The sequence below is a fragment of the Bradyrhizobium sp. Ses1 genome, from assembly GCF_059512365.1.
The window spans coordinates 79,451-96,369 of record NZ_JCAMOQ010000032.1 but is presented as its reverse complement, the minus strand read 5'-3'; the positions used below and the strand labels follow the sequence as shown (position 1 = coordinate 96,369).

13 protein-coding genes and 1 pseudogene are annotated in these 16,919 nt (G+C 62.7%); 4 read left to right on the top strand and 10 right to left on the bottom strand.

Annotation, left to right across the window (positions count from 1 at the left end; all coding sequences use genetic code 11):
- The first annotated feature begins 604 nt into the window (after positions 1-604).
- On the top strand, positions 605-862 hold the full coding sequence (locus tag AC5ZG5_RS29670; RefSeq protein WP_028166417.1) for a hypothetical protein: 258 nt from the start codon (positions 605-607) through the stop codon (positions 860-862).
- 4 nt (positions 863-866) lie between these two features.
- Here the strand turns inward: AC5ZG5_RS29670 and AC5ZG5_RS29665 are convergent, their stop codons facing one another.
- The 3 genes from AC5ZG5_RS29665 to AC5ZG5_RS29655 all read right to left on the bottom strand — a co-directional run bounded on the left by AC5ZG5_RS29665 (position 867) and on the right by AC5ZG5_RS29655 (position 4,948).
- Positions 867-2,156, bottom strand: a complete 1,290-nt coding sequence (locus tag AC5ZG5_RS29665) for a PQQ-dependent sugar dehydrogenase (protein WP_456644929.1) — start codon at positions 2,154-2,156, stop codon at positions 867-869.
- A 159-nt stretch (positions 2,157-2,315) separates the two neighbouring features.
- Positions 2,316-3,923: a DHA2 family efflux MFS transporter permease subunit gene (locus AC5ZG5_RS29660; protein ID WP_456644925.1), complete on the bottom strand. Its 1,608-nt coding sequence runs from the start codon at positions 3,921-3,923 to the stop codon at positions 2,316-2,318.
- On the bottom strand, positions 3,920-4,948 hold the full coding sequence (locus tag AC5ZG5_RS29655; RefSeq protein WP_456644924.1) for an HlyD family secretion protein: 1,029 nt from the start codon (positions 4,946-4,948) through the stop codon (positions 3,920-3,922). The genes AC5ZG5_RS29660 and AC5ZG5_RS29655 overlap by 4 nt, the downstream gene beginning before the upstream one ends.
- A gap of 299 nt (positions 4,949-5,247) precedes the next feature.
- Here AC5ZG5_RS29655 and AC5ZG5_RS29650 point away from each other — a divergent pair.
- A pseudogene (locus tag AC5ZG5_RS29650) lies at positions 5,248-5,983 on the top strand (DUF72 domain-containing protein).
- Between the two features lie 92 nt (positions 5,984-6,075).
- Here the strand turns inward: AC5ZG5_RS29650 and AC5ZG5_RS29645 are convergent.
- A complete protein-coding gene (locus AC5ZG5_RS29645; RefSeq protein ID WP_456644923.1) occupies positions 6,076-6,336 on the bottom strand; it encodes a hypothetical protein in 261 nt (86 codons plus the stop codon).
- Positions 6,337-6,505: 169 nt separating this feature from the next.
- Here AC5ZG5_RS29645 and AC5ZG5_RS29640 point away from each other — a divergent pair, with 169 nt between their 5' ends.
- Positions 6,506-6,757 (top strand): hypothetical protein, encoded by a 252-nt coding sequence (locus tag AC5ZG5_RS29640; protein ID WP_035691250.1) that lies wholly within the window; start codon positions 6,506-6,508, stop codon positions 6,755-6,757.
- A gap of 28 nt (positions 6,758-6,785) precedes the next feature.
- Here AC5ZG5_RS29640 and AC5ZG5_RS29635 read toward each other — a convergent pair whose 3' ends face one another.
- The gene (locus tag AC5ZG5_RS29635) at positions 6,786-7,004 is read right to left on the bottom strand and encodes a DUF6894 family protein (RefSeq protein WP_028166424.1); all 219 of its coding nucleotides are present in this window, start codon (positions 7,002-7,004) and stop codon (positions 6,786-6,788) included.
- Positions 7,005-7,168: 164 nt separating this feature from the next.
- Here AC5ZG5_RS29635 and AC5ZG5_RS29630 point away from each other — a divergent pair, with 164 nt between their 5' ends.
- Positions 7,169-7,600: a CBS domain-containing protein gene (locus AC5ZG5_RS29630; RefSeq protein ID WP_028166425.1), complete on the top strand. Its 432-nt coding sequence runs from the start codon at positions 7,169-7,171 to the stop codon at positions 7,598-7,600.
- Between the two features lie 252 nt (positions 7,601-7,852).
- On the opposite strand, the gene AC5ZG5_RS29625 is transcribed toward AC5ZG5_RS29630, so the two are convergent.
- The 5 genes from AC5ZG5_RS29625 to AC5ZG5_RS29605 all read right to left on the bottom strand — a co-directional run bounded on the left by AC5ZG5_RS29625 (position 7,853) and on the right by AC5ZG5_RS29605 (position 16,885).
- Complete coding sequence (locus AC5ZG5_RS29625) at positions 7,853-8,101, bottom strand: hypothetical protein (RefSeq protein WP_456644921.1); 249 nt, start codon at positions 8,099-8,101, stop codon at positions 7,853-7,855.
- A gap of 7 nt (positions 8,102-8,108) precedes the next feature.
- Positions 8,109-8,312: a hypothetical protein gene (locus AC5ZG5_RS29620; RefSeq protein ID WP_028166426.1), complete on the bottom strand. Its 204-nt coding sequence runs from the start codon at positions 8,310-8,312 to the stop codon at positions 8,109-8,111.
- Between the two features lie 163 nt (positions 8,313-8,475).
- Complete coding sequence (locus AC5ZG5_RS29615; RefSeq protein ID WP_028166427.1) at positions 8,476-8,685, bottom strand: hypothetical protein; 210 nt, start codon at positions 8,683-8,685, stop codon at positions 8,476-8,478.
- Positions 8,686-9,091: 406 nt separating this feature from the next.
- Positions 9,092-10,588, bottom strand: a complete 1,497-nt coding sequence (locus AC5ZG5_RS29610; RefSeq protein WP_456644928.1) for a sensor histidine kinase — start codon at positions 10,586-10,588, stop codon at positions 9,092-9,094.
- 15 nt (positions 10,589-10,603) lie between these two features.
- Positions 10,604-16,885 carry a HAMP domain-containing protein gene (locus tag AC5ZG5_RS29605; RefSeq protein ID WP_130227528.1) on the bottom strand — a complete coding sequence of 2,094 codons (6,282 nt, stop codon included), beginning with the start codon at positions 16,883-16,885 and terminating at the stop codon, positions 10,604-10,606.
- Between the last annotated feature and the right edge of the window lie 34 nt (positions 16,886-16,919).

Below are 16,919 nucleotides of genomic sequence, written 5' to 3'. Positions count from 1 at the left end.
CCGTGCTTTTTGTTGCACGGGACCCATGGGTGCAACCAGCACCCGGCTTTCCCTGCGCCCTCTGTTCGATGAGAGGGTGAAAGTGATGCAAAGCTCGGGCAGCGAATGCCGCGAGAACGCGGACTCACATCCTCTCGCTGTTTGACAATTGAACCGTGATCTCTCCCCACGTCGTCCCGGGCTTGCCCGCCTCGGCGAAGCCCCTTGGCGTAGCCGGGACCCGGGACCCATAACCCCAGGCCTTTGTTGTATGTTCCGCTACCACCGCTTGCTTTTCTCCACAACCACAGCCTGTGGTTATGGGTCCCCGCCTTCGCGGGGACGACAGCGTAGGATGGGTAGAGCGCAGCGAAACCCATCATCCGCGGCTTGCGTCCAGCGGGCCCAGCGCGCCCACAAATTCAGCAAACGTGTTGAGCCCGCCGGTGAGATCGTCGGCCGGAAGCCTTAATTGCTGCATGATGCTGTGCCGGAAATGGTGTGCACGTCGTAGGCATCTGCCTTGCTGGATGCAATCCAACAATGGCGGTACGCCGTGGCTTTACGCTGGCGCGCCCCGGCTTTACGCTAGAATGTACCTTGCTCCAATGCGGGAGGTGTGGCGATGCCGAGAAAGGGAATCACCGGCCACGACGAATGGGTCATCACCGAGGCGCTGGCGACGGCGCTCGTCGCCCTCGAGCAGCTTCCCTCAAAACACCAGCCGCGTCCGCACATGGAAGACATCCGAAAGCTGCTTGCGGCCGGCTGCGATCGCGGAACCGTCACCCTGCATCTGGCGCAAGCGAAGTGCCGGCTGTTTCCCGACGCCGATCCGCTGGCGATTTACGAGGAATACGGGCTCAGCGACGGGCAAGGCTAAGAGGCTAACGGCTGATCCGCCAGATCGTGCCATTGGCGTCTTCGGTAATGAGCAGCGCACCGTCACGCGCTACGGCGACGCCGACCGGGCGTCCCCAGACTTCGGAATCGTTGATGACGAAGCCGGTCACGAAGTCCCCGTATTCGCCGGTCGGCACGCCGTCCTTCAACCGGATGCGGATCACCTTGTAGCCCGTGCGCTTCGACCGGTTCCACGAGCCATGCAGGGCCGCGAATATGTCGCCGCGATACTCGGCGGGAAAGCTCTGGCCGTCATAGAACGTGAGGCCAAGCGAAGCGGAATGCGCCTGCAGCAGCACGTCCGGGACCGTGACCTTGTCCTTCAGGTCAGGCCGCGCGCCGGCGTGCCGCGGATCCTGGTTGGCACCGATGTAGAACCACGGCCAGCCATAGAACGCGTTCTCGCGGACGCGGGTCACATAATCGGGCACGAGGTTGTCGCCGAGGCCATCGCGCTCATTGGTGGAGCACCAAGGCACGCCCGTTTGCGGCTGCATCGCAAGCCCGACGCAATTCCGGATGCCGGTGGCAAAGGTGCGCTGGTTCTTGCCGTCAGGATCGAAGGCGAGCACCGCCGCGCGGTCGGTCTCGTTGCCCCAGGCGGCGCCGAGCGGGCGCTCGCGCTTCCAGGCTTCCAAGCCACCCGGCGGGCTACCCATGCCCTCCCCCGAATTGCCTGCCGAGCCGACCGAGACCAGCATCCGCTTGTTGTCGGGCGTAAAGACAATGTCCCGGGTCGAGTGACCCGAGCCGTGCGGCAGCTTGGCGACGACCGTCTCCGGCTCTCCGGAGGCCTTGAGGTCGCCATTGCGATAGGCAAAGCGGACCACGCTTCCAGTGTTGGCGACATAGAGCCATTGCGGGTTGTCGCCATTCGGAAAGAAGGCGATCCCAAACGGACGATCGAGGCCGCTGGCGTAGACTTCGTTGATCGTAGGCTTCGTCGCCCCATCGGCGGCGCGCAGCACCCGGATACGCCCGGCGCGCGTCTCGGCCACGAAGATGTCGCCGTTCGGCGCGGTCTTGATGATGCGCGGCCCGTTCAAGCCGTCGGCGAACAGCTCGGCCTTGAACCCTGGCGGCACTTGAGGAATTGCGGAGGCCGTTCGCGGCACCACCCGCGACATGTTCGCGCTCGATGGCGTCGCGCCGGGCTTGGGCAGATCCTGCGGCGTGATCAGGCGCAACGTGCCGGGCTTGTCGCGCCGCCAATCGCCATAGGCTTCCTGTCCCTTCAGCACAGCAGGCTGTGCGCTTGCAGCAGCTGCATTCATCAACTCAAGCAAGGCCGCCAGCACGACGCTCGCTGCAACTGGCTTCCAGGGCATTTCATATCCTCACGCGAGACGATGATCTCGCGAACACGCATCCATAGCCCAGAACCTTGGCTGGCTCATTTCACAATCGCGTCTGTGGTTGCGACGATTTGGCCGTCAATGTCCTCTTGCCGGCGCGTTGAGATCGATCGAGCGCATGCTCAGCGCGAGCGGGATCATCAGGGCGCCGATGACGGCGAGCGTCCAGAACACATCGATATAGGCGAGGAAGTCGATCTGGCGCTGCAATGTCTGGCCGACCCATGCGATCGCCTGCGAAGCCGCCTCGGAAGCGTTGGAGCCCTGCGCCTGGAAGTAGCGCGTCATCGCATCGATGGTCTGCTGGTAACCGATGTCGGATGGCGCGGCATGCTCGACCAGCCGGCTCTGATGGAATTGCTGGCGTTGCGCCAGCACGGTCTGCGCCAGCGCGACTCCCATCGAGCCGCCGATGTTGCGCGCGACATTGATCAGCGCCGACGCCTGGTTGGTCTTCTCCGGCGGCACGCCATCGTAGGAGGCCGTCGTCACCGGCAGGAACAGGAACGGCAGCCCGATGCCGAGAAAGATGCGCGACCACGCCGCATAGCCATAGGAGATATCCTGGGTGAGCCCCGTGAGATGCCACATCGAGAGCGTCACGATCATGGCGCCGAGCATGATCAGGTGCTTCGGCTGGACGACGCTCAGGAGCCTGCCGACGATCGGCATCATCACCATCGTGAAGATGCCGCCCGGCGACAGCGCGAGACCCGCGAGCGTCGCGGTATAGTTCTCGTCCGCCTGCAGCAGTTGCGGCAGGATCTGGGTGGTCGAAATCAAGACTGCGCCGGTGCCGAGCATGACCAGGAAACAAGCTGCGAACTGCCGCTGGCCGAGCAGGCGAAGCTCGATAATGGGCTCCTCGCGCGTCAATTCCCAGGGGATCAGCGCCAGCAGGCAAAAGGCGGAAACCAGCGCAAAAACCAGGATCATGTTCGATCCGAACCAGTCGTTGCGCTGGCCTTCGTCGAGGACGAATTCGAGCGAGGCGAGCCCGATCGCAACCAGAGCGAAACCGACATAGTCGACGCGAAGTCCTTTCCGAAGCAATGTCCTTCGCTCCTCCTCGGCACCCGACGGTTCGTTCACCAGCGTCCCCACGAGGAACAGCGAAAGCAGTCCCATCGGCACGTTGATCAGGAACACCCAGTGCCACGAATAGGTGTCCGTGATCCAGCCGCCGAGCGTCGGCCCGATCACCGGCGCCACCACGACCGCGATGCCGTAGATCGCAAACGCCTGGCCGCGCTTGGCCGGCGGAAAAGAGTCGGCGAGGATCGCCTGCTCGGAGGTCGCCATGCCTCCTCCGCCGAGCCCTTGCACGATGCGGAACAGCACGAGAGATTCCAGGCTCCAGGCAAACCCACACAGCAGCGAGGCCACGGTGAAGGTTGCCACGCATATCATGTAGAAGCGCTTGCGTCCGATCACGGTGGCGAGCCAGCCGGAAATCGACAGCACAATCGCGTTGGCGACGAGATAGCTGGTGATGACGTAAGTGCTCTCGTCGATCCCGACCGCCAGTCCGCCCGCGATGTGGCGCAGTGCGACGTTGGCGATCGTCGTGTCCAGCACCTCCATGAAGGTCGCGATCGAGACGACGAAGGCGATGAGATAGGGATTGTGTCCACCGGCGGCGGAACGCTCCGGCGACCAGCCGCCGGCCTGCGTCGTGTCGGTCATCGCACTTTCGTCCAGGGCACGACCGACATCCCGGGGCCGACGGGGACGTCGGCGGGCCAATGATCGACCACGATCTTCACCGGCACGCGCTGCACGACCTTCACGTAATTGCCGGTGGCGTTCTCCGCCGGCAGCAGGCTGAACGCCGTACCCGAGCCGGGTTGCACCGAGTCCACGCGTCCGGTCAGTTTGCGGTCCGGATAGGCGTCAATCCTGAATTCGACGGGTTGGCCCGGACGCATGTCGCGAAGCTGGGTCTCCTTGTAGTTGGCGACGATCCAGACCTCGTCGGGCACGAACATCATGATGCTCTGCCCGGCCATCGCATATGTGCCCTTGGCGCCGCTCAGCTTGACGACGCGCCCGGACTGGGCCGCTGTGACGTTGGTGTAGTCGAGATTGAGCTTGGCCTGATCGCGCTGTGCCTCTGCCTGTTGCAGCGAGGCCTTGGCACTCTCGCGTTGGGCCTGCAGCGGCTTGATCCCAAGCTCCGCCACCGTTACCGCCGTTCTCGCACGCGTGGTGTTGGCCTGCTGCGCTTCGAGATCGGACTTGGTCTGTTGCTCACGTTGCAGTGTGCCGGCGCCCTTCTGCAGCAGATCATCGGCGCGCGCGGCCTCCTGCTGCGCGAATTGCAGTTGCGCTTCGGCTTGCGCGAGTTGTGCTCTCGCTTGATCGATCTGGGCTTGCTGGCTGGTGATCTGAGCCTCGAGATTGGCGATGTTGGCCTGCGCGGCTGCAACCTGCCCTTCGGCCTGGTCCACGGCGATCCTGTAGTCGCGATCGTCGATACGGGCGAGGAGATCGCCCGCATTGACGTGCTGGTTATCCGTAACGGGCACATCGACAAGGTAACCGCCGACCTTCGGCGCAACCGAGAAGCTGCGGGCGGCGACGAAAGCATCGTCGGTAGATTCGTAGTTACGGACCTCGAGCCAATAGACGACGCCGCCAATCAGCGCAGCCAGGAGAACGCAGGCGCCCACGATCGCCAACAGCCAATGCTCGCGGAGCCGATCGCGCATCGATGGCTTCTCGGGCGCGGTCGGCGGGCTGTCTTGCGTTTCGCCGACATCCCTGAATTCAGGCTTCTGTTCGGGAGCGCGTTCCGGAGGCCGCGTTTCTTCTGCGGACGGCCCATGCTCTCGGGTCATGGCATCCACGACAGCACCTCAAGCGAAGGAGATCATTTGCAATCGATTTGGCTAACCGCGCGGTCAGACCATGGTTCCGGCGAACGACCGGGATTACCGATTGGAATTGGAACCCTCACACAGAGTGCCGGTTCTCTGTGCTTCATTTCGCTCCAACGCATCGCGAGTTTATGGCGCGCATTCTGATCGGGACATCCGGCTGGCACTACGATTCCTGGCGGGGGCCGTTCTTCCCTAAAGGCCTGCCGCTCAAGAGCCAGCTTCGCTACTACGCAAGCCAGTTTCCGACCACGGAATTGAACGGCGTCTTCTATCGCACGCCAACGCCCGAAGCGGTGAAGGGCTGGCGCGAGCAGACGGATCAGGATTTTGTCTTCGCCTGGAAGGCGTCCAAGTTTATCACACATTGGAAGCGCCTGTCGGAGAACTCGGTCAACAGTCTCGAGCTGCTCGAAGCTCGCCTGTCGCTGCTGGGAAACAAGGTCGGTCCCATCCTGTTTCAACTGCCGCCGCAGTTTGAGGCTAAGCCGGATCGCCTCGCCTCCTTCCTCAAGCTGCTGTCGAAAGAGCGCCGCTACAGCTTCGAGTTTCGGCACCCAAGCTGGTATGCCCCGAAAGTCATGCGACTACTGTCCGATGCGAACATCTCGCTGTGCATTTCGGACCATCACGACGCGCCGGCACCGTGGAGGCGCACCGCCGATTTCGTCTACGTCAGAGGCCACGGCCCCGGCGGCCGATATAAGGGCCATTATCGCGATGCGACACTGGCGGGAGTGGGCCAAGCGCATTCGTTCCTGGAAGAAGCAGGGCTGCGACGTCTACGTCTATTTCGACAACGACCAGAAGAGCGCCGCGCCCGCCGACGCGGCTGCACTGCGACAATTGATTGAAGGGGGAAAGTAGGAACCAGCAGACCGAGCGCCCTCGATCAGTAATTGCAGCCAGTTGACGAAAAATGCCGGCTCATGGCCGGCATTTTTCTTGATCGCATCGGTCTAATATCGGCCGCCCGATTGCGTCCCCTTGTCGCTCTTGGTCCCGGCACCATGGCTGGAAGGATGGGCCGCGCGGCTCGAGCCGCCGCCGGCGCCGGTCGTCATGCCCTTCTTGTTCATGTGCGTACTCGTATGCGGTGTCGCGCCAGGCCCGACATTGCCCTCGCTGGATGCACCGGGCGCGGGCTGGGCCTGCTGCGCGAGCGCGGCGCCGGCAGACAATGCCAGAACGCATGCAGAGGCCAGAATGATCTTCTTCATCGGTATCTCCTTGGATTGACCTTTCGGCACAACCCGGCGCCGCCCGAACCGGTTCCTAGCGCCGTGGACGCAAGTTCGTGCGTTTCGCCGTCCACGCTCAATAGATCGCGAGAACACTTAGGAACCAAATACGGCAAACCGGGTTCCCCAGTAAATTCGAGGAACCGACATGTCGGCATGGTTCAAGGACGAGTCCTTTCCCGTGCTGCTGGAGAGCGCGGTACAGATCGCGTGGGACTACCTCAGGCGGGCTGGCGAAATCGATGATCCGGTGGAAGCACACCATTTCCTGATCGAGAAAGTCGCCTTCATGATCAGCCAGGGCCAGCACAACAGGCTTGTGCTGTCAAACCGCGCCATTTCCGCGTTTCAGCAATACAAGCGCGCACGCACCATCGAGCTGTCGTTGATCTCGCGATAAGATCGGTCATAGGCGCAGCGCGCCTTGCCTAGTGGATGATGTCTAGCGGCAATCGACAAATCTCGTCACCGTCTTCGTTGGTGACAAGGATCGAGTAGTGCCTGTTCTTCAGGTCCGGGTGTTCGCCGAGCAGCCGCCGTGCGATGTTGTCGGCCGAATCCATCGCGGCGATATCGTCAGCGAGTTCCGCGCCGCCTTGATCGGCAACCGTCTTGGTGTTGACGAGATCGAAATGGTAGAGCGGCATTTTTCGCTCCCGCCTGGCATCGTCTCACCCCAGACTACGCACGACAGCCCGACTTGGTTCCCGGTCGTAGCCGCCGTTCGGTCCCGCCTTGAAAATCCTGCGGCCCGAAGGAACGCCGATCCGCAACATCGGTTAGGCGCTAAACGACGACAGCGAGGTCTGCCATGAGAGTTTGCGATGCGATGACCCCCGACGTTCAGCTCTGTACTCCTGAAGACAGCTTGAAGGATGCGGCAGAGGCTATGGGCGCACTCGGCGTCGGACTGCTGCCGGTCACCGAGAACGACCGCCTCGTCGGCATGGTGTCCGACCGCGATATCGCTATTCGCGGCGTCGGCATGGGCCGCGGGCCGGAGGCGCGGATCCGGGACGTCATGACTGCCGAGGTGAAGTACTGCTTCGAAGATCAGGATCTCGACGAGGTGACGGCAATTATGGGCGAGATTCAGGTCCGTCGCATGCCCGTACTCAATCGCGAAAAGCGTTTGGTCGGTATCATTGCGCTCGGCGATATTGCGCAGGCCAACGGCGGTGACAGCGCCGGCGTGGCGCTGAGCGAGATTTCTCGTCCCAGCGCCCAACATGCACAGCTATAGCGATGCACGAGCATCAACACGACAAAGTCAGCCTCAACCTAGACCTGCTTTGCGCGACATTGGCGATCGTCAGCGCGGCACTGCTCACGGGGATGCTGAGATATCTGCTGGGATGAACAGTCCCAACCATGTGCGGCAGACCGCCGGTTCGCCGACCGTGTCCCTATACTTGCCGAGTTTCCTGATCGCCGCTGGCGTCGTTATCGCCTTGGGTGCGATCGCCTGTTCGCGAATGGCTTATGTCGAATCCGACTAGGTCCCGTCGGTTCTGGTTGACGAGGCTCGGACGTCGAAAGATGCGATCGGGGCGACGGCGCCATCTGACGTGAGCTGCTGCTCATCCTTCGTCTCGAAAGTCATCGAGAGGCCGCCCGTTGGATCGATGGCTCGCTCGAGCCATTTGATCGATTCTTCGATCCAGTGATCGCTATTTGCTGGATCGGCTTGCGCCCTCGCCCGGCAGGCATCGGCCTGCGCCAGACAGGCAGCCTTGCGATCCATCGTCATCTCAGCGCGGCGATTGCAGGCCGGGCGATGTCAGCCACTCGTTCAGATGAGCGGCGGTTTCCGCTTGCCTTGCCTTCTTCAGCAATGCGTCGCGCGCCTCACCTTGCGGCAACTGCTCGGCTGCCGCGCGTGCCTCGTCTGCCGCTCTCTGGAGCCGCTCGTCGAACGGCACGCTGTTCTTTCTTCGATTGCGCTTTGCCGTCATGGAAGTCTCCCGCTTCGCAAGTGAGTATAGAATCGCGCTTCCAACAATCTATCGTCGCTAACTCAGGTTACTTCGCGCGAACAAAAATAAACGGCTAGGCGGGAACGGATCACTCGAAAAACAGCCCAACGGGCCTCTCTTGGCAACCCTCGCTCCTCCGCAGCTAAGGCTTGGACTGCATGGCGGCTTCGCCCTGCTCCCGCGCCGGCACGCTCACATGCACTTCATGGCCCTGCCGAATCGCCAAAGATGCAGCAGCGACGGCCGATTCGAACGCGGATTCCTTGGTCGCATATTCACCGTTCACAACGCCGTCATGCAGCACTCCCCATTGGTCGCGAATTGGCACGATGGCGTATTGCGCAAGTCCCATCTTCCTCTCCGTTGCAAACGTCTTCGCGATTACTTCTTGTCGGGATCGTTCGGGCGAACGGTCATGTTGCTCTCGGGCATTCGGTCCCGGCCGGCGTCGCCATTGTTGTCCCGCCCGCCTGAAGTCGATGTCCCGCTACCGCTCCGGCTCGGTCTCGTTGCACTGCCGGTTGTCGGCGCGGAGCCTGGCGTGGCGGAGCTCGCGGCCGGGTCTCCCGTGGTCGATCCGCGCCCGCTCGGTGCGCCACCCGTTTGCGCCAGTGCGAGCGCGGGGCACAGCATGAATCCGAAAGCCAACGCAATTCGTGTCAGTTTCATCGCAAGCCATCCTTAAGACGTCGATGAAACTAATCGGCCAGTGACGAGAACGTTCCTAATCGCGGCTTCCGATGCCTGATCCGTCGCGGCTATGCAGTGCGCGAACTGAGCGCCGGCTCCGATCCTGGCGCATTCATATCTCGATATGAAGCAGCCTCCGTGCGCGGCTTTCCCTGCAACGGCACCGTTAGGCGACAGACCAGGCCTTCAGGGCGCCAATCGAAATCGGCATTGCCGCCAAGCTGGGTCTCGATGCTGGCGATCACGCTCCTTGTGCCGAATCCCTTGGAGGTCGGCTTGGTCACGCGCGGTCCACCTGTTTCAACCCACGCCAGGATCAGCCTATCGCTCTGCACTTCCCAGGTGATGGCGAGCCGGCCTGACAGCGAGGAAAGGCTGCCATACTTCGCGGAGTTGGTGACGAGCTCGTGCAGCGCCAGCGCCAGCGTTTGCGCCGTGGCAGGCTCGAGCTGGACCTCCGCACCCTCGTACTGGATTTGTCCGGCTTCCGAATACGGCGCTACTTCTTCGGCCACCAGTCGCCGGATTTCCGCGCCCTGCCAGCTCGACAGCGACAGCACGGTGTGAACCCGCGCCAGCGCCGTGATCCGGCCCTCGACCGCCTGCACATAGGCGTTGACATTCTGCGCGCGCGTCAGCCGTACGATCGACTGCGCCAGCGCGAGAGCGTTCTTGGCGCGATGATCGACTTCTCGCGTGAGCAGGCTCTGCCGTTCTTCGGCACGCTTGCGGTCGGTGATGTCGACGGTGACGCCGCTGACCCGCACCACGCGGCCCTTCTTGTCGGTGGTCGCAGCCGCCGTGCCGACGCACCAGCGCACCTCGCCGTCGGGGCGGATGATGCGGAATTCGGCTTCGTATGATTTCACGCCCTTCGCGAATTCGGTCCAGGCCTCGCGCAAGCCATCGAAATCCTCGGGATGAAACAGCGTTTGAATATTCGCGGATGTCAGCTCGAAGCTCTTGGAATCGACGCCAAAGATCTTGTACTGGCCATCGTCCCACATCCAGTCGCCGTTGACCCAGTCCCAGTCCCAGGAGCCCATCTTGCCGGCGGCAATGGCCATGCTGCGGCGCTGTTCGCTTTCGACCAGCCGCGCGGTCGATTGCTCGAGCTCAGCGGTGCGCGCGCGGACGCGGTCCTCAAGTTCGGAATTGAGCCGCTCCAACTGCCGGGTCTTGCGGTAGAGCTCGGCGAAGACACGGATCTTGGCGCGCAGCACTTCCGGCACCACCGGCACCGGAACGTAGTCGACCGCGCCCATCTCATAGCCGCGCAGCCGATCGAAATCGCTGACCTGGATCGCCGAGATGAAAATCATCGCGGTCTTCTGAAAGCGCGGATGTTCGCGGATCATGGCAGCGAGCTCGAAACCATCGAGCTCGGGCATGCAGACGTCGACCAGGATGACCGCGACTTCGTTCTTGAGCAGAAACTCGAGCGCTTCCCGCCCCGACGCGGCCACCACCAGATTCTCGCCGAGCTCCTTCAGGATCACTTCATAGGCCAGCAGCTTCGCCGGCTGATCGTCGACCAGAAGGATGTTTACCTTTTCATGGTCCATCATCTTCATGCCGCTTCAGCGATGTAGCCACATGCGGATGGCGAGCAGCAATTGCTCGGTGTTCACCGGCTTGGCCAGATAATCCGACGCGCCCGCTTCCAGGCATTTCTCTCGGTCGCCCTTCATCGCCTTTGCGGTCAGTGCGATGATCGGGAGACGGGCAAGCGCCGCATTCTGCCTGATCACGCCGATGGTCTGATAGCCGTCCATCTGCGGCATCATGATGTCCATCAGGACGATGGCAATCTTGGGATTGGATTCGACTAGCGCGATCGCCTCATGGCCCGTCGTAGCCGTCAGTACCTTCATACCACGCCGTTCGAGCACGCTGGAAAGTGCGAAGATGTTTCGCGCGTCATCGTCGACGAGAAGCGCCGTCTTGCCAATGAGATCCTCATCGGAACTGTTAAGTTTCTCCAGCATCCTTTGCTTTTCAATCGGCAATTCAGTGATGACACGGTGCAAGAACAGTGACGTTTCGTCGAGCAGACGTTCCGGGGATTCGACGCCTTTTACGACAATGCTGCGCGCCATTGTGTGAAGCTCGGCATCCTCCTCGGCCGAGAGTTCCCGTCCGGTGAAGACTACGATCGGAACATTGGACAGGCTTTCATCCTTGCGGATTTCGTCGAGCACCTCAAAGCCGCTCATATCGGGCAGCCGCAGATCGAGTACGACGCAGTCGCAAGGGATGCTTCGCAAGGTCGAGAGCGCTCCGGCTCCGGTACCGGTGGTGACGATCTCGACGTCCTTATGATCCAATAGTTCCTTGATGCTGAGCCGTTCGGCCGGATTGTCTTCCACGATCAAGAGCCGCTTGCGTCGCGGCCTTGCATATTCCTTGATCTGGGCGAGCGCCGCGCTGACGCCCTCGGTCGTCGTGGGCTTGTTGACGAACGAGAAGGCGCCGCGCGCCAGCGCATGCTGCCGGTCCTCGTCGAGCGTGATGACCTGCACCGGTATGTGCCGGGTCAGCGGATTGTGCTTGAGCTGGCTCAGCACGGTCCAGCCGAGCATGTCGGGCAGGAACACATCGAGCGAAACCGCGGTCGGCTGGAACTGCTTGGCGAGGTCCAATGCCTCGGCGCCGCGGTTCGCGACCAGGACCTTGAAACCCTTGTCCCGTGCGAGATCGACCAGAACCCGCGCGTAATGCGGGTCGTCTTCGACGATCAGGAGGATCATGTCTCCGGGCTCGAGATTGAGCCGGTCGTCCAGCACCTCCGCCACGCGCTCCTGCGTTGCGGGCGCCTGCAACGCCGGCGCACCGCCCTGCGATAAGGGCAGCGCGGGGGGCACGCGAAGCGCAACGCTCGGGCCGGAATATTTCAGCGGCAGATAGAGCGTGAAGGTACTGCCCCTGCCCGGCGCACTTCGCAGATGGATCTCGCCGCCGAGCAGGCTCGCGAGTTCGCGGCTGATCGCAAGGCCAAGGCCGGTGCCGCCATATTTACGGCTGGTGCCTGCATCCGCCTGCTGGAACGCTTCAAAGATCAGCTTCTGCTTGTCCAGGGGGATACCGATGCCGGTATCGCTCACCTCGAAGGCAACGACCGCGGGTGCGGTGTTGAGAATTGGATGCTCGGCGCTCCAACCGCCGACCGCGGCCGAGACGGTCAGCTTGACGCCGCCCTCGGCGGTGAACTTGAAGGCGTTGGACAACAAGTTCTTCAGCACCTGCTGCAGGCGCTTGGAGTCGGTGACCATGCTGCGGGAAAGCGTCTCGTCGACCTCGATGCTGAACGACAGATGACGGTTTTCCGCCTCATGGCGGAACGGTCGGCCGACGGTTTCGAGCAGGCTCGATGTCAGGATTTCCTCGGCGTCCACGGTCACGGTACCGGACTCGATCTTCGAGAGGTCGAGGATGTCGCTGATCAGATTGAGCAGGTCGGTGCCGGCGCCGTGGATGGTGCGGGCGAATTCAACCTGCTTGGGCGCAAGATTGCCTTCGGGATTATCCGAAAGCTGCTGGCCGAGGATCAGGATGCTGTTCAACGGCGTGCGCAGCTCGTGCGACATGTTGGCCAGGAATTCCGACTTGTATTTCGAGGTCAGCGCAAGCTCGCTCGCCTTTTCTTCCAGCGCACGGCGCGCCTGCTCGATTTCCTGGTTCTTGCGTTCGACCTCAACGTTGCGTTCGGCGAGCTGTTGCGCCTTCAGTTCGAGTTGCTCGTTGGTCTGCTGCAATTCCCGCTGCTGGGCCTGAAGCTCGCCCGCGAGTTGTTGCGACTGCTTTAGCAGGCCCTCGGTCTGCATTGTCGCCTCGATACTGTTGAGCAGGATGCCGACGCTGTCGGTGAGCTGCTCTACAAAGGTAATCTGCGAGGCGGTGAACGACGCGAGCGAAGACAACTCGATCACAGCCTTGACCTGGTTCTCGAACAGGACCGGGAATACCACCACGTTCTTGGGCAGCACGCGCATCAGCGCCGAATTCACCGGGACCACATCATCAGGAATGTCCGAAAGCAGCCGTTGCCGCTTGTCCAGTGCGCATTGGCCGATCAGTCCCTCGCCCAAGCGCACGATTGATGGATGCGGTTTGGCGCCGTCGTCGGCATAGGCGGACAACAGACGCAGTTGCGGGATCTCGGCGCTCTCGACCTGGTAGATTACACCCATATGCGCGTTGATCACGGGCGCCAATTCGGTCAGCAGCAGCCGTCCCACGGTCGACAGATCGCGCTGCCCCTGCAGCATATTGGTGAACCTGGCGAGATTGGTCTTCAGCCAGTCCTGTTCGGTATTGCGGTCCGTCGTCAAACGGAGGTTACCGATCATGGTGTTGATGTTGTCCTTGAGCTCTGCCACCTCGCCGCGGACGTCGACCTGAATGGTGCGGGTCAGGTCGCCTTTTGTCACCGCGGTTGCGACCTCCGCGATGGCGCGGACCTGCGAGGTCAGGTTGGCGGCCAGCAGGTTGACGTTGCCGGTCAGATCCTTCCACGTGCCGGCGGCGCCGGGCACGTTGGCTTGCCCGCCGAGCCGGCCCTCGACGCCGACTTCGCGCGCCACGGTCGTGACCTGATCGGCGAACGTCGCCAGGGTCTCGGTCATGTTGTTGATGGTGTCGGCGAGCGCGGCCACCTCGCCTTTCGACTTCACGGTCAGGTTCTGCTTCAGATCGCCATTGGCGACCGCCGTCACGACCTTGACGATGCCGCGCACCTGCTCGGTCAGGTTGGCGGCCATCACGTTCACGGTATCGGTCAGGTCCTTCCAGGTGCCGGCGACGCCGCGCACCTCGGCCTGGCCGCCGAGCTTGCCTTCGGTGCCGACTTCGCGCGCCACGCGCGTCACTTCGCCCGCAAACGCGTTGAGCTGGTCCACCATGGTGTTGATGGTGTTCTTCAGCTCGAGGATTTCGCCCTTCACGTCGACGGTGATCTTGCGCGAGAGGTCGCCGCGCGCCACCGCGGTGGTGACTTCCGCGATGTTGCGCACCTGAGTGGTGAGGTTGGCCGCCAGCAGGTTGACGTTGTCGGTGAGGTCCTTCCAGGTGCCGGCGACGCCAGGCACCACGGCCTGACCGCCCAGCCGGCCCTCGGTGCCGACCTCGCGCGCCACGCGCGTCACTTCGGCCGCAAAGGAGCGGAGCTGCTCCACCATTGTGTTCAGCGTTTCCTTCAGCAGCAAAATCTCGCCGCGGACGTCCACGGTGATCTTCTTCGACAGGTCGCCGCCGGCGATCGCGGTCGCGACCTCCGCGATGTTGCGGACCTGGGCCGTCAGGTTCGACGCCATGAAGTTGACGTTGTCGGTCAGGTCCTTCCAGGTGCCGGCGACCTCCGGCACTTCGGCCTGGCCGCCGAGCTTGCCTTCAGTGCCGACCTCGCGCGCCACGCGCGTCACCTCGGAAGCGAAGGCGTTGAGCTGGTCCACCATCGTGTTGATGGTGTTCTTCAGCTCAAGGATTTCGCCCTTCACGTCGACCGTGATCTTGCGCGAGAGGTCGCCGCGCGCCACGGCGGTGGTGACTTCCGCGATGTTGCGGACCTGGGCGGTCAAATTGCCGGCCATCGAGTTGACGCTGTCGGTGAGGTCCTTCCAGGTGCCAGCCACGCCGGGCACGTTGGCCTGACCGCCCAGACGTCCTTCGGTGCCGACCTCGCGTGCGACGCGCGTCACCTCACCCGCAAAGCGGTTGAGCTGGTCGACCATGGTGTTCAGCGTTTCCTTGAGCTGCAGGATCTCGCCGCGCACGTCGACCGTGATCTTGCGCGACAGGTCGCCGCCGGCGATCGCGGTCGCGACCTCCGCGATGTTGCGCACCTGCGCCGTGAGGTTGCCCGCCATCGAATTCACGGAATCGGTCAGGTCCTTCCAGGTGCCGGCGACGCCAGGCACTTCCGCCTGGCCACCCAGCTTGCCGTCGGTGCCGACCTCGCGCGCCACGCGCGTCACTTCGCCCGCAAACGCATTGAGCTGGTCCACCATGGTGTTCAGCGTCTCCTTCAATTGAAGGATTTCGCCTGACACATTCACGGTGATCTTCTTCGACAGGTCACCCTTCGCCACCGCAGTTGCGACTTCCGCGATGTTGCGAACCTGGCCGGTCAGATTCGATGCCATCGAATTGACGCTGTCGGTCAGGTCCTTCCAGGTGCCGGCAACGCCGCGCACCAGCGCCTGTCCGCCGAGCTTGCCTTCGGTACCGACCTCGCGCGCCACGCGCGTGACTTCGGACGCGAAGGCGTTGAGCTGGTCGACCATCGTGTTGATAGTGTCCTTCAGCTCCAGGATTTCGCCGCGCACGTCGACCGTGATCTTCTTCGAGAGGTCGCCATTGGCCACGGCCGTCGTCACTTCCGCGATGTTGCGGACCTGGGCGGTCAGGTTGGACGCCATGAAGTTGACGTTATCAGTCAGGTCCTTCCAGGTGCCGGCAACGCCGAGCACGTTGGCCTGACCGCCGAGCTTGCCTTCGGTGCCCACTTCACGCGCCACGCGCGTGACTTCGGACGCGAACGCGTTGAGCTGGTCCACCATGGTGTTCAGCGTCTCCTTCAATTGAAGGATCTCGCCTGACACATTCACCGTGATCTTCTTGGAAAGGTCGCCCCCGGCGATCGCAGTGGCGACGTCGGCGATGTTGCGGACCTGGGCGGTCAGGTTGGACGCCATGAAGTTGACGTTATCAGTCAGGTCCTTCCAGATGCCGCCGACACCGGGCACCTGGGCCTGGCCACCGAGCTTGCCTTCGGTGCCGACCTCGCGCGCGACGCGCGTCACTTCGCCCGCGAAGGCGTTGAGCTGGTCGACCATCGTGTTGATGGTGTCCTTCAGCTCCAGGATTTCGCCGCGCACGTCGACGGTGATTTTCCGCGACAGGTCGCCGCGCGCCACCGCGGTCGTCACGTTGGCGATGTTGCGCACCTGCGCGGTCAAATTGCCGCACATCGCATTGACGGAATCGGTCAGGTCCTTCCAGGTGCCGGCGACGCCGGGCACGATCGCCTGGCCGCCAAGCTTGCCGTCGGTACCCACCTCGCGCGCGACGCGCGTCACTTCGGACGCGAACGAGCGCAATTGATCGACCATGGTGTTGATCGCTTCCTTCAACTGCAAGATCTCGCCGCGGACGTCGACCGTGATCTTCTTCGAAAGGTCGCCATTGGCGACTGCGATCGTCACCTCCGCGATGTTGCGGACCTGACCTGTCAGGTTGTTGGCCATCGAGTTGACGCTCTCGGTCAGATCTTTCCAGACACCGGTCACCTCCGGCACCTGGGCCTGCCCGCCAAGCCGGCCCTCGACGCCGACTTCCCGTGCCACGCGCGTCACTTCCGACGTGAACACGCCGAGCTGCTTGATCATCGTGTTGACGATGTTCGCCGACTGCAGGAATTCGCCGCGCAGTGGCCGCCCCTCGACGTCGAGCTGAACGGTCTGCAGCAGGTCGCCTTGTGCGACCGCCGCGACCGCGCGCGTCACTTCCCGCGTCGGCCACAAAAGGTCGTCGATCAGGGTGTTGATCGAGCCTTCCATGTCCGCCCACGAGCCACTTGAAAGGCCGAGATTCACCCGTTGGCGGGTCTGTCCCTCGCGGCCGACGACCTGGCCGACGCGCTCGAGCTGCTGGGCCATGCGCTCGTTCGCCGCGGCGATCTCGTTGAAGGCGTCCGCGATCTTGCCGTCAATCCCGAGATAGTCGCCGCGCATGCGCGCGGTGAAGTCACCGGCCCGCATCGCCTGGAGCGACTGCAACAGGTCCTGGGCGGGATCGATCTTGCCGTTTTGTTTGTTACGGCGGGGTTCGCCACGACTACGAGGAGCCGGACCCAAATCGCTCATAAAATTCCCCCTGCACGTTGGCCGGCTTTAGATT

Excerpts from the sequence above, each read along its gene's own strand:
- AC5ZG5_RS29670 (WP_028166417.1), top strand. The coding sequence starts at position 605 with ATGCCGAGAAAGGGAATCACCGGCCACGACGAATGGGTCATCACCGAG.
- AC5ZG5_RS29665 (WP_456644929.1), bottom strand. The coding sequence starts at position 2,156 with ATGAATGCAGCTGCTGCAAGCGCACAGCCTGCTGTGCTGAAGGGACAG.
- AC5ZG5_RS29660 (WP_456644925.1), bottom strand. The coding sequence starts at position 3,923 with ATGACCGACACGACGCAGGCCGGCGGCTGGTCGCCGGAGCGTTCCGCC.
- AC5ZG5_RS29655 (WP_456644924.1), bottom strand. The coding sequence starts at position 4,948 with ATGCGCGATCGGCTCCGCGAGCATTGGCTGTTGGCGATCGTGGGCGCC.
- AC5ZG5_RS29645 (WP_456644923.1), bottom strand. The coding sequence starts at position 6,336 with ATGAAGAAGATCATTCTGGCCTCTGCATGCGTTCTGGCATTGTCTGCC.
- AC5ZG5_RS29640 (WP_035691250.1), top strand. The coding sequence starts at position 6,506 with ATGTCGGCATGGTTCAAGGACGAGTCCTTTCCCGTGCTGCTGGAGAGC.
- AC5ZG5_RS29635 (WP_028166424.1), bottom strand. The coding sequence starts at position 7,004 with ATGCCGCTCTACCATTTCGATCTCGTCAACACCAAGACGGTTGCCGAT.
- AC5ZG5_RS29630 (WP_028166425.1), top strand. The coding sequence starts at position 7,169 with ATGAGAGTTTGCGATGCGATGACCCCCGACGTTCAGCTCTGTACTCCT.
- AC5ZG5_RS29625 (WP_456644921.1), bottom strand. The coding sequence starts at position 8,101 with ATGGATCGCAAGGCTGCCTGTCTGGCGCAGGCCGATGCCTGCCGGGCG.
- AC5ZG5_RS29620 (WP_028166426.1), bottom strand. The coding sequence starts at position 8,312 with ATGACGGCAAAGCGCAATCGAAGAAAGAACAGCGTGCCGTTCGACGAG.
- AC5ZG5_RS29615 (WP_028166427.1), bottom strand. The coding sequence starts at position 8,685 with ATGGGACTTGCGCAATACGCCATCGTGCCAATTCGCGACCAATGGGGA.
- AC5ZG5_RS29610 (WP_456644928.1), bottom strand. The coding sequence starts at position 10,588 with ATGGACCATGAAAAGGTAAACATCCTTCTGGTCGACGATCAGCCGGCG.
- AC5ZG5_RS29605 (WP_130227528.1), bottom strand. The coding sequence starts at position 16,885 with ATGAGCGATTTGGGTCCGGCTCCTCGTAGTCGTGGCGAACCCCGCCGT.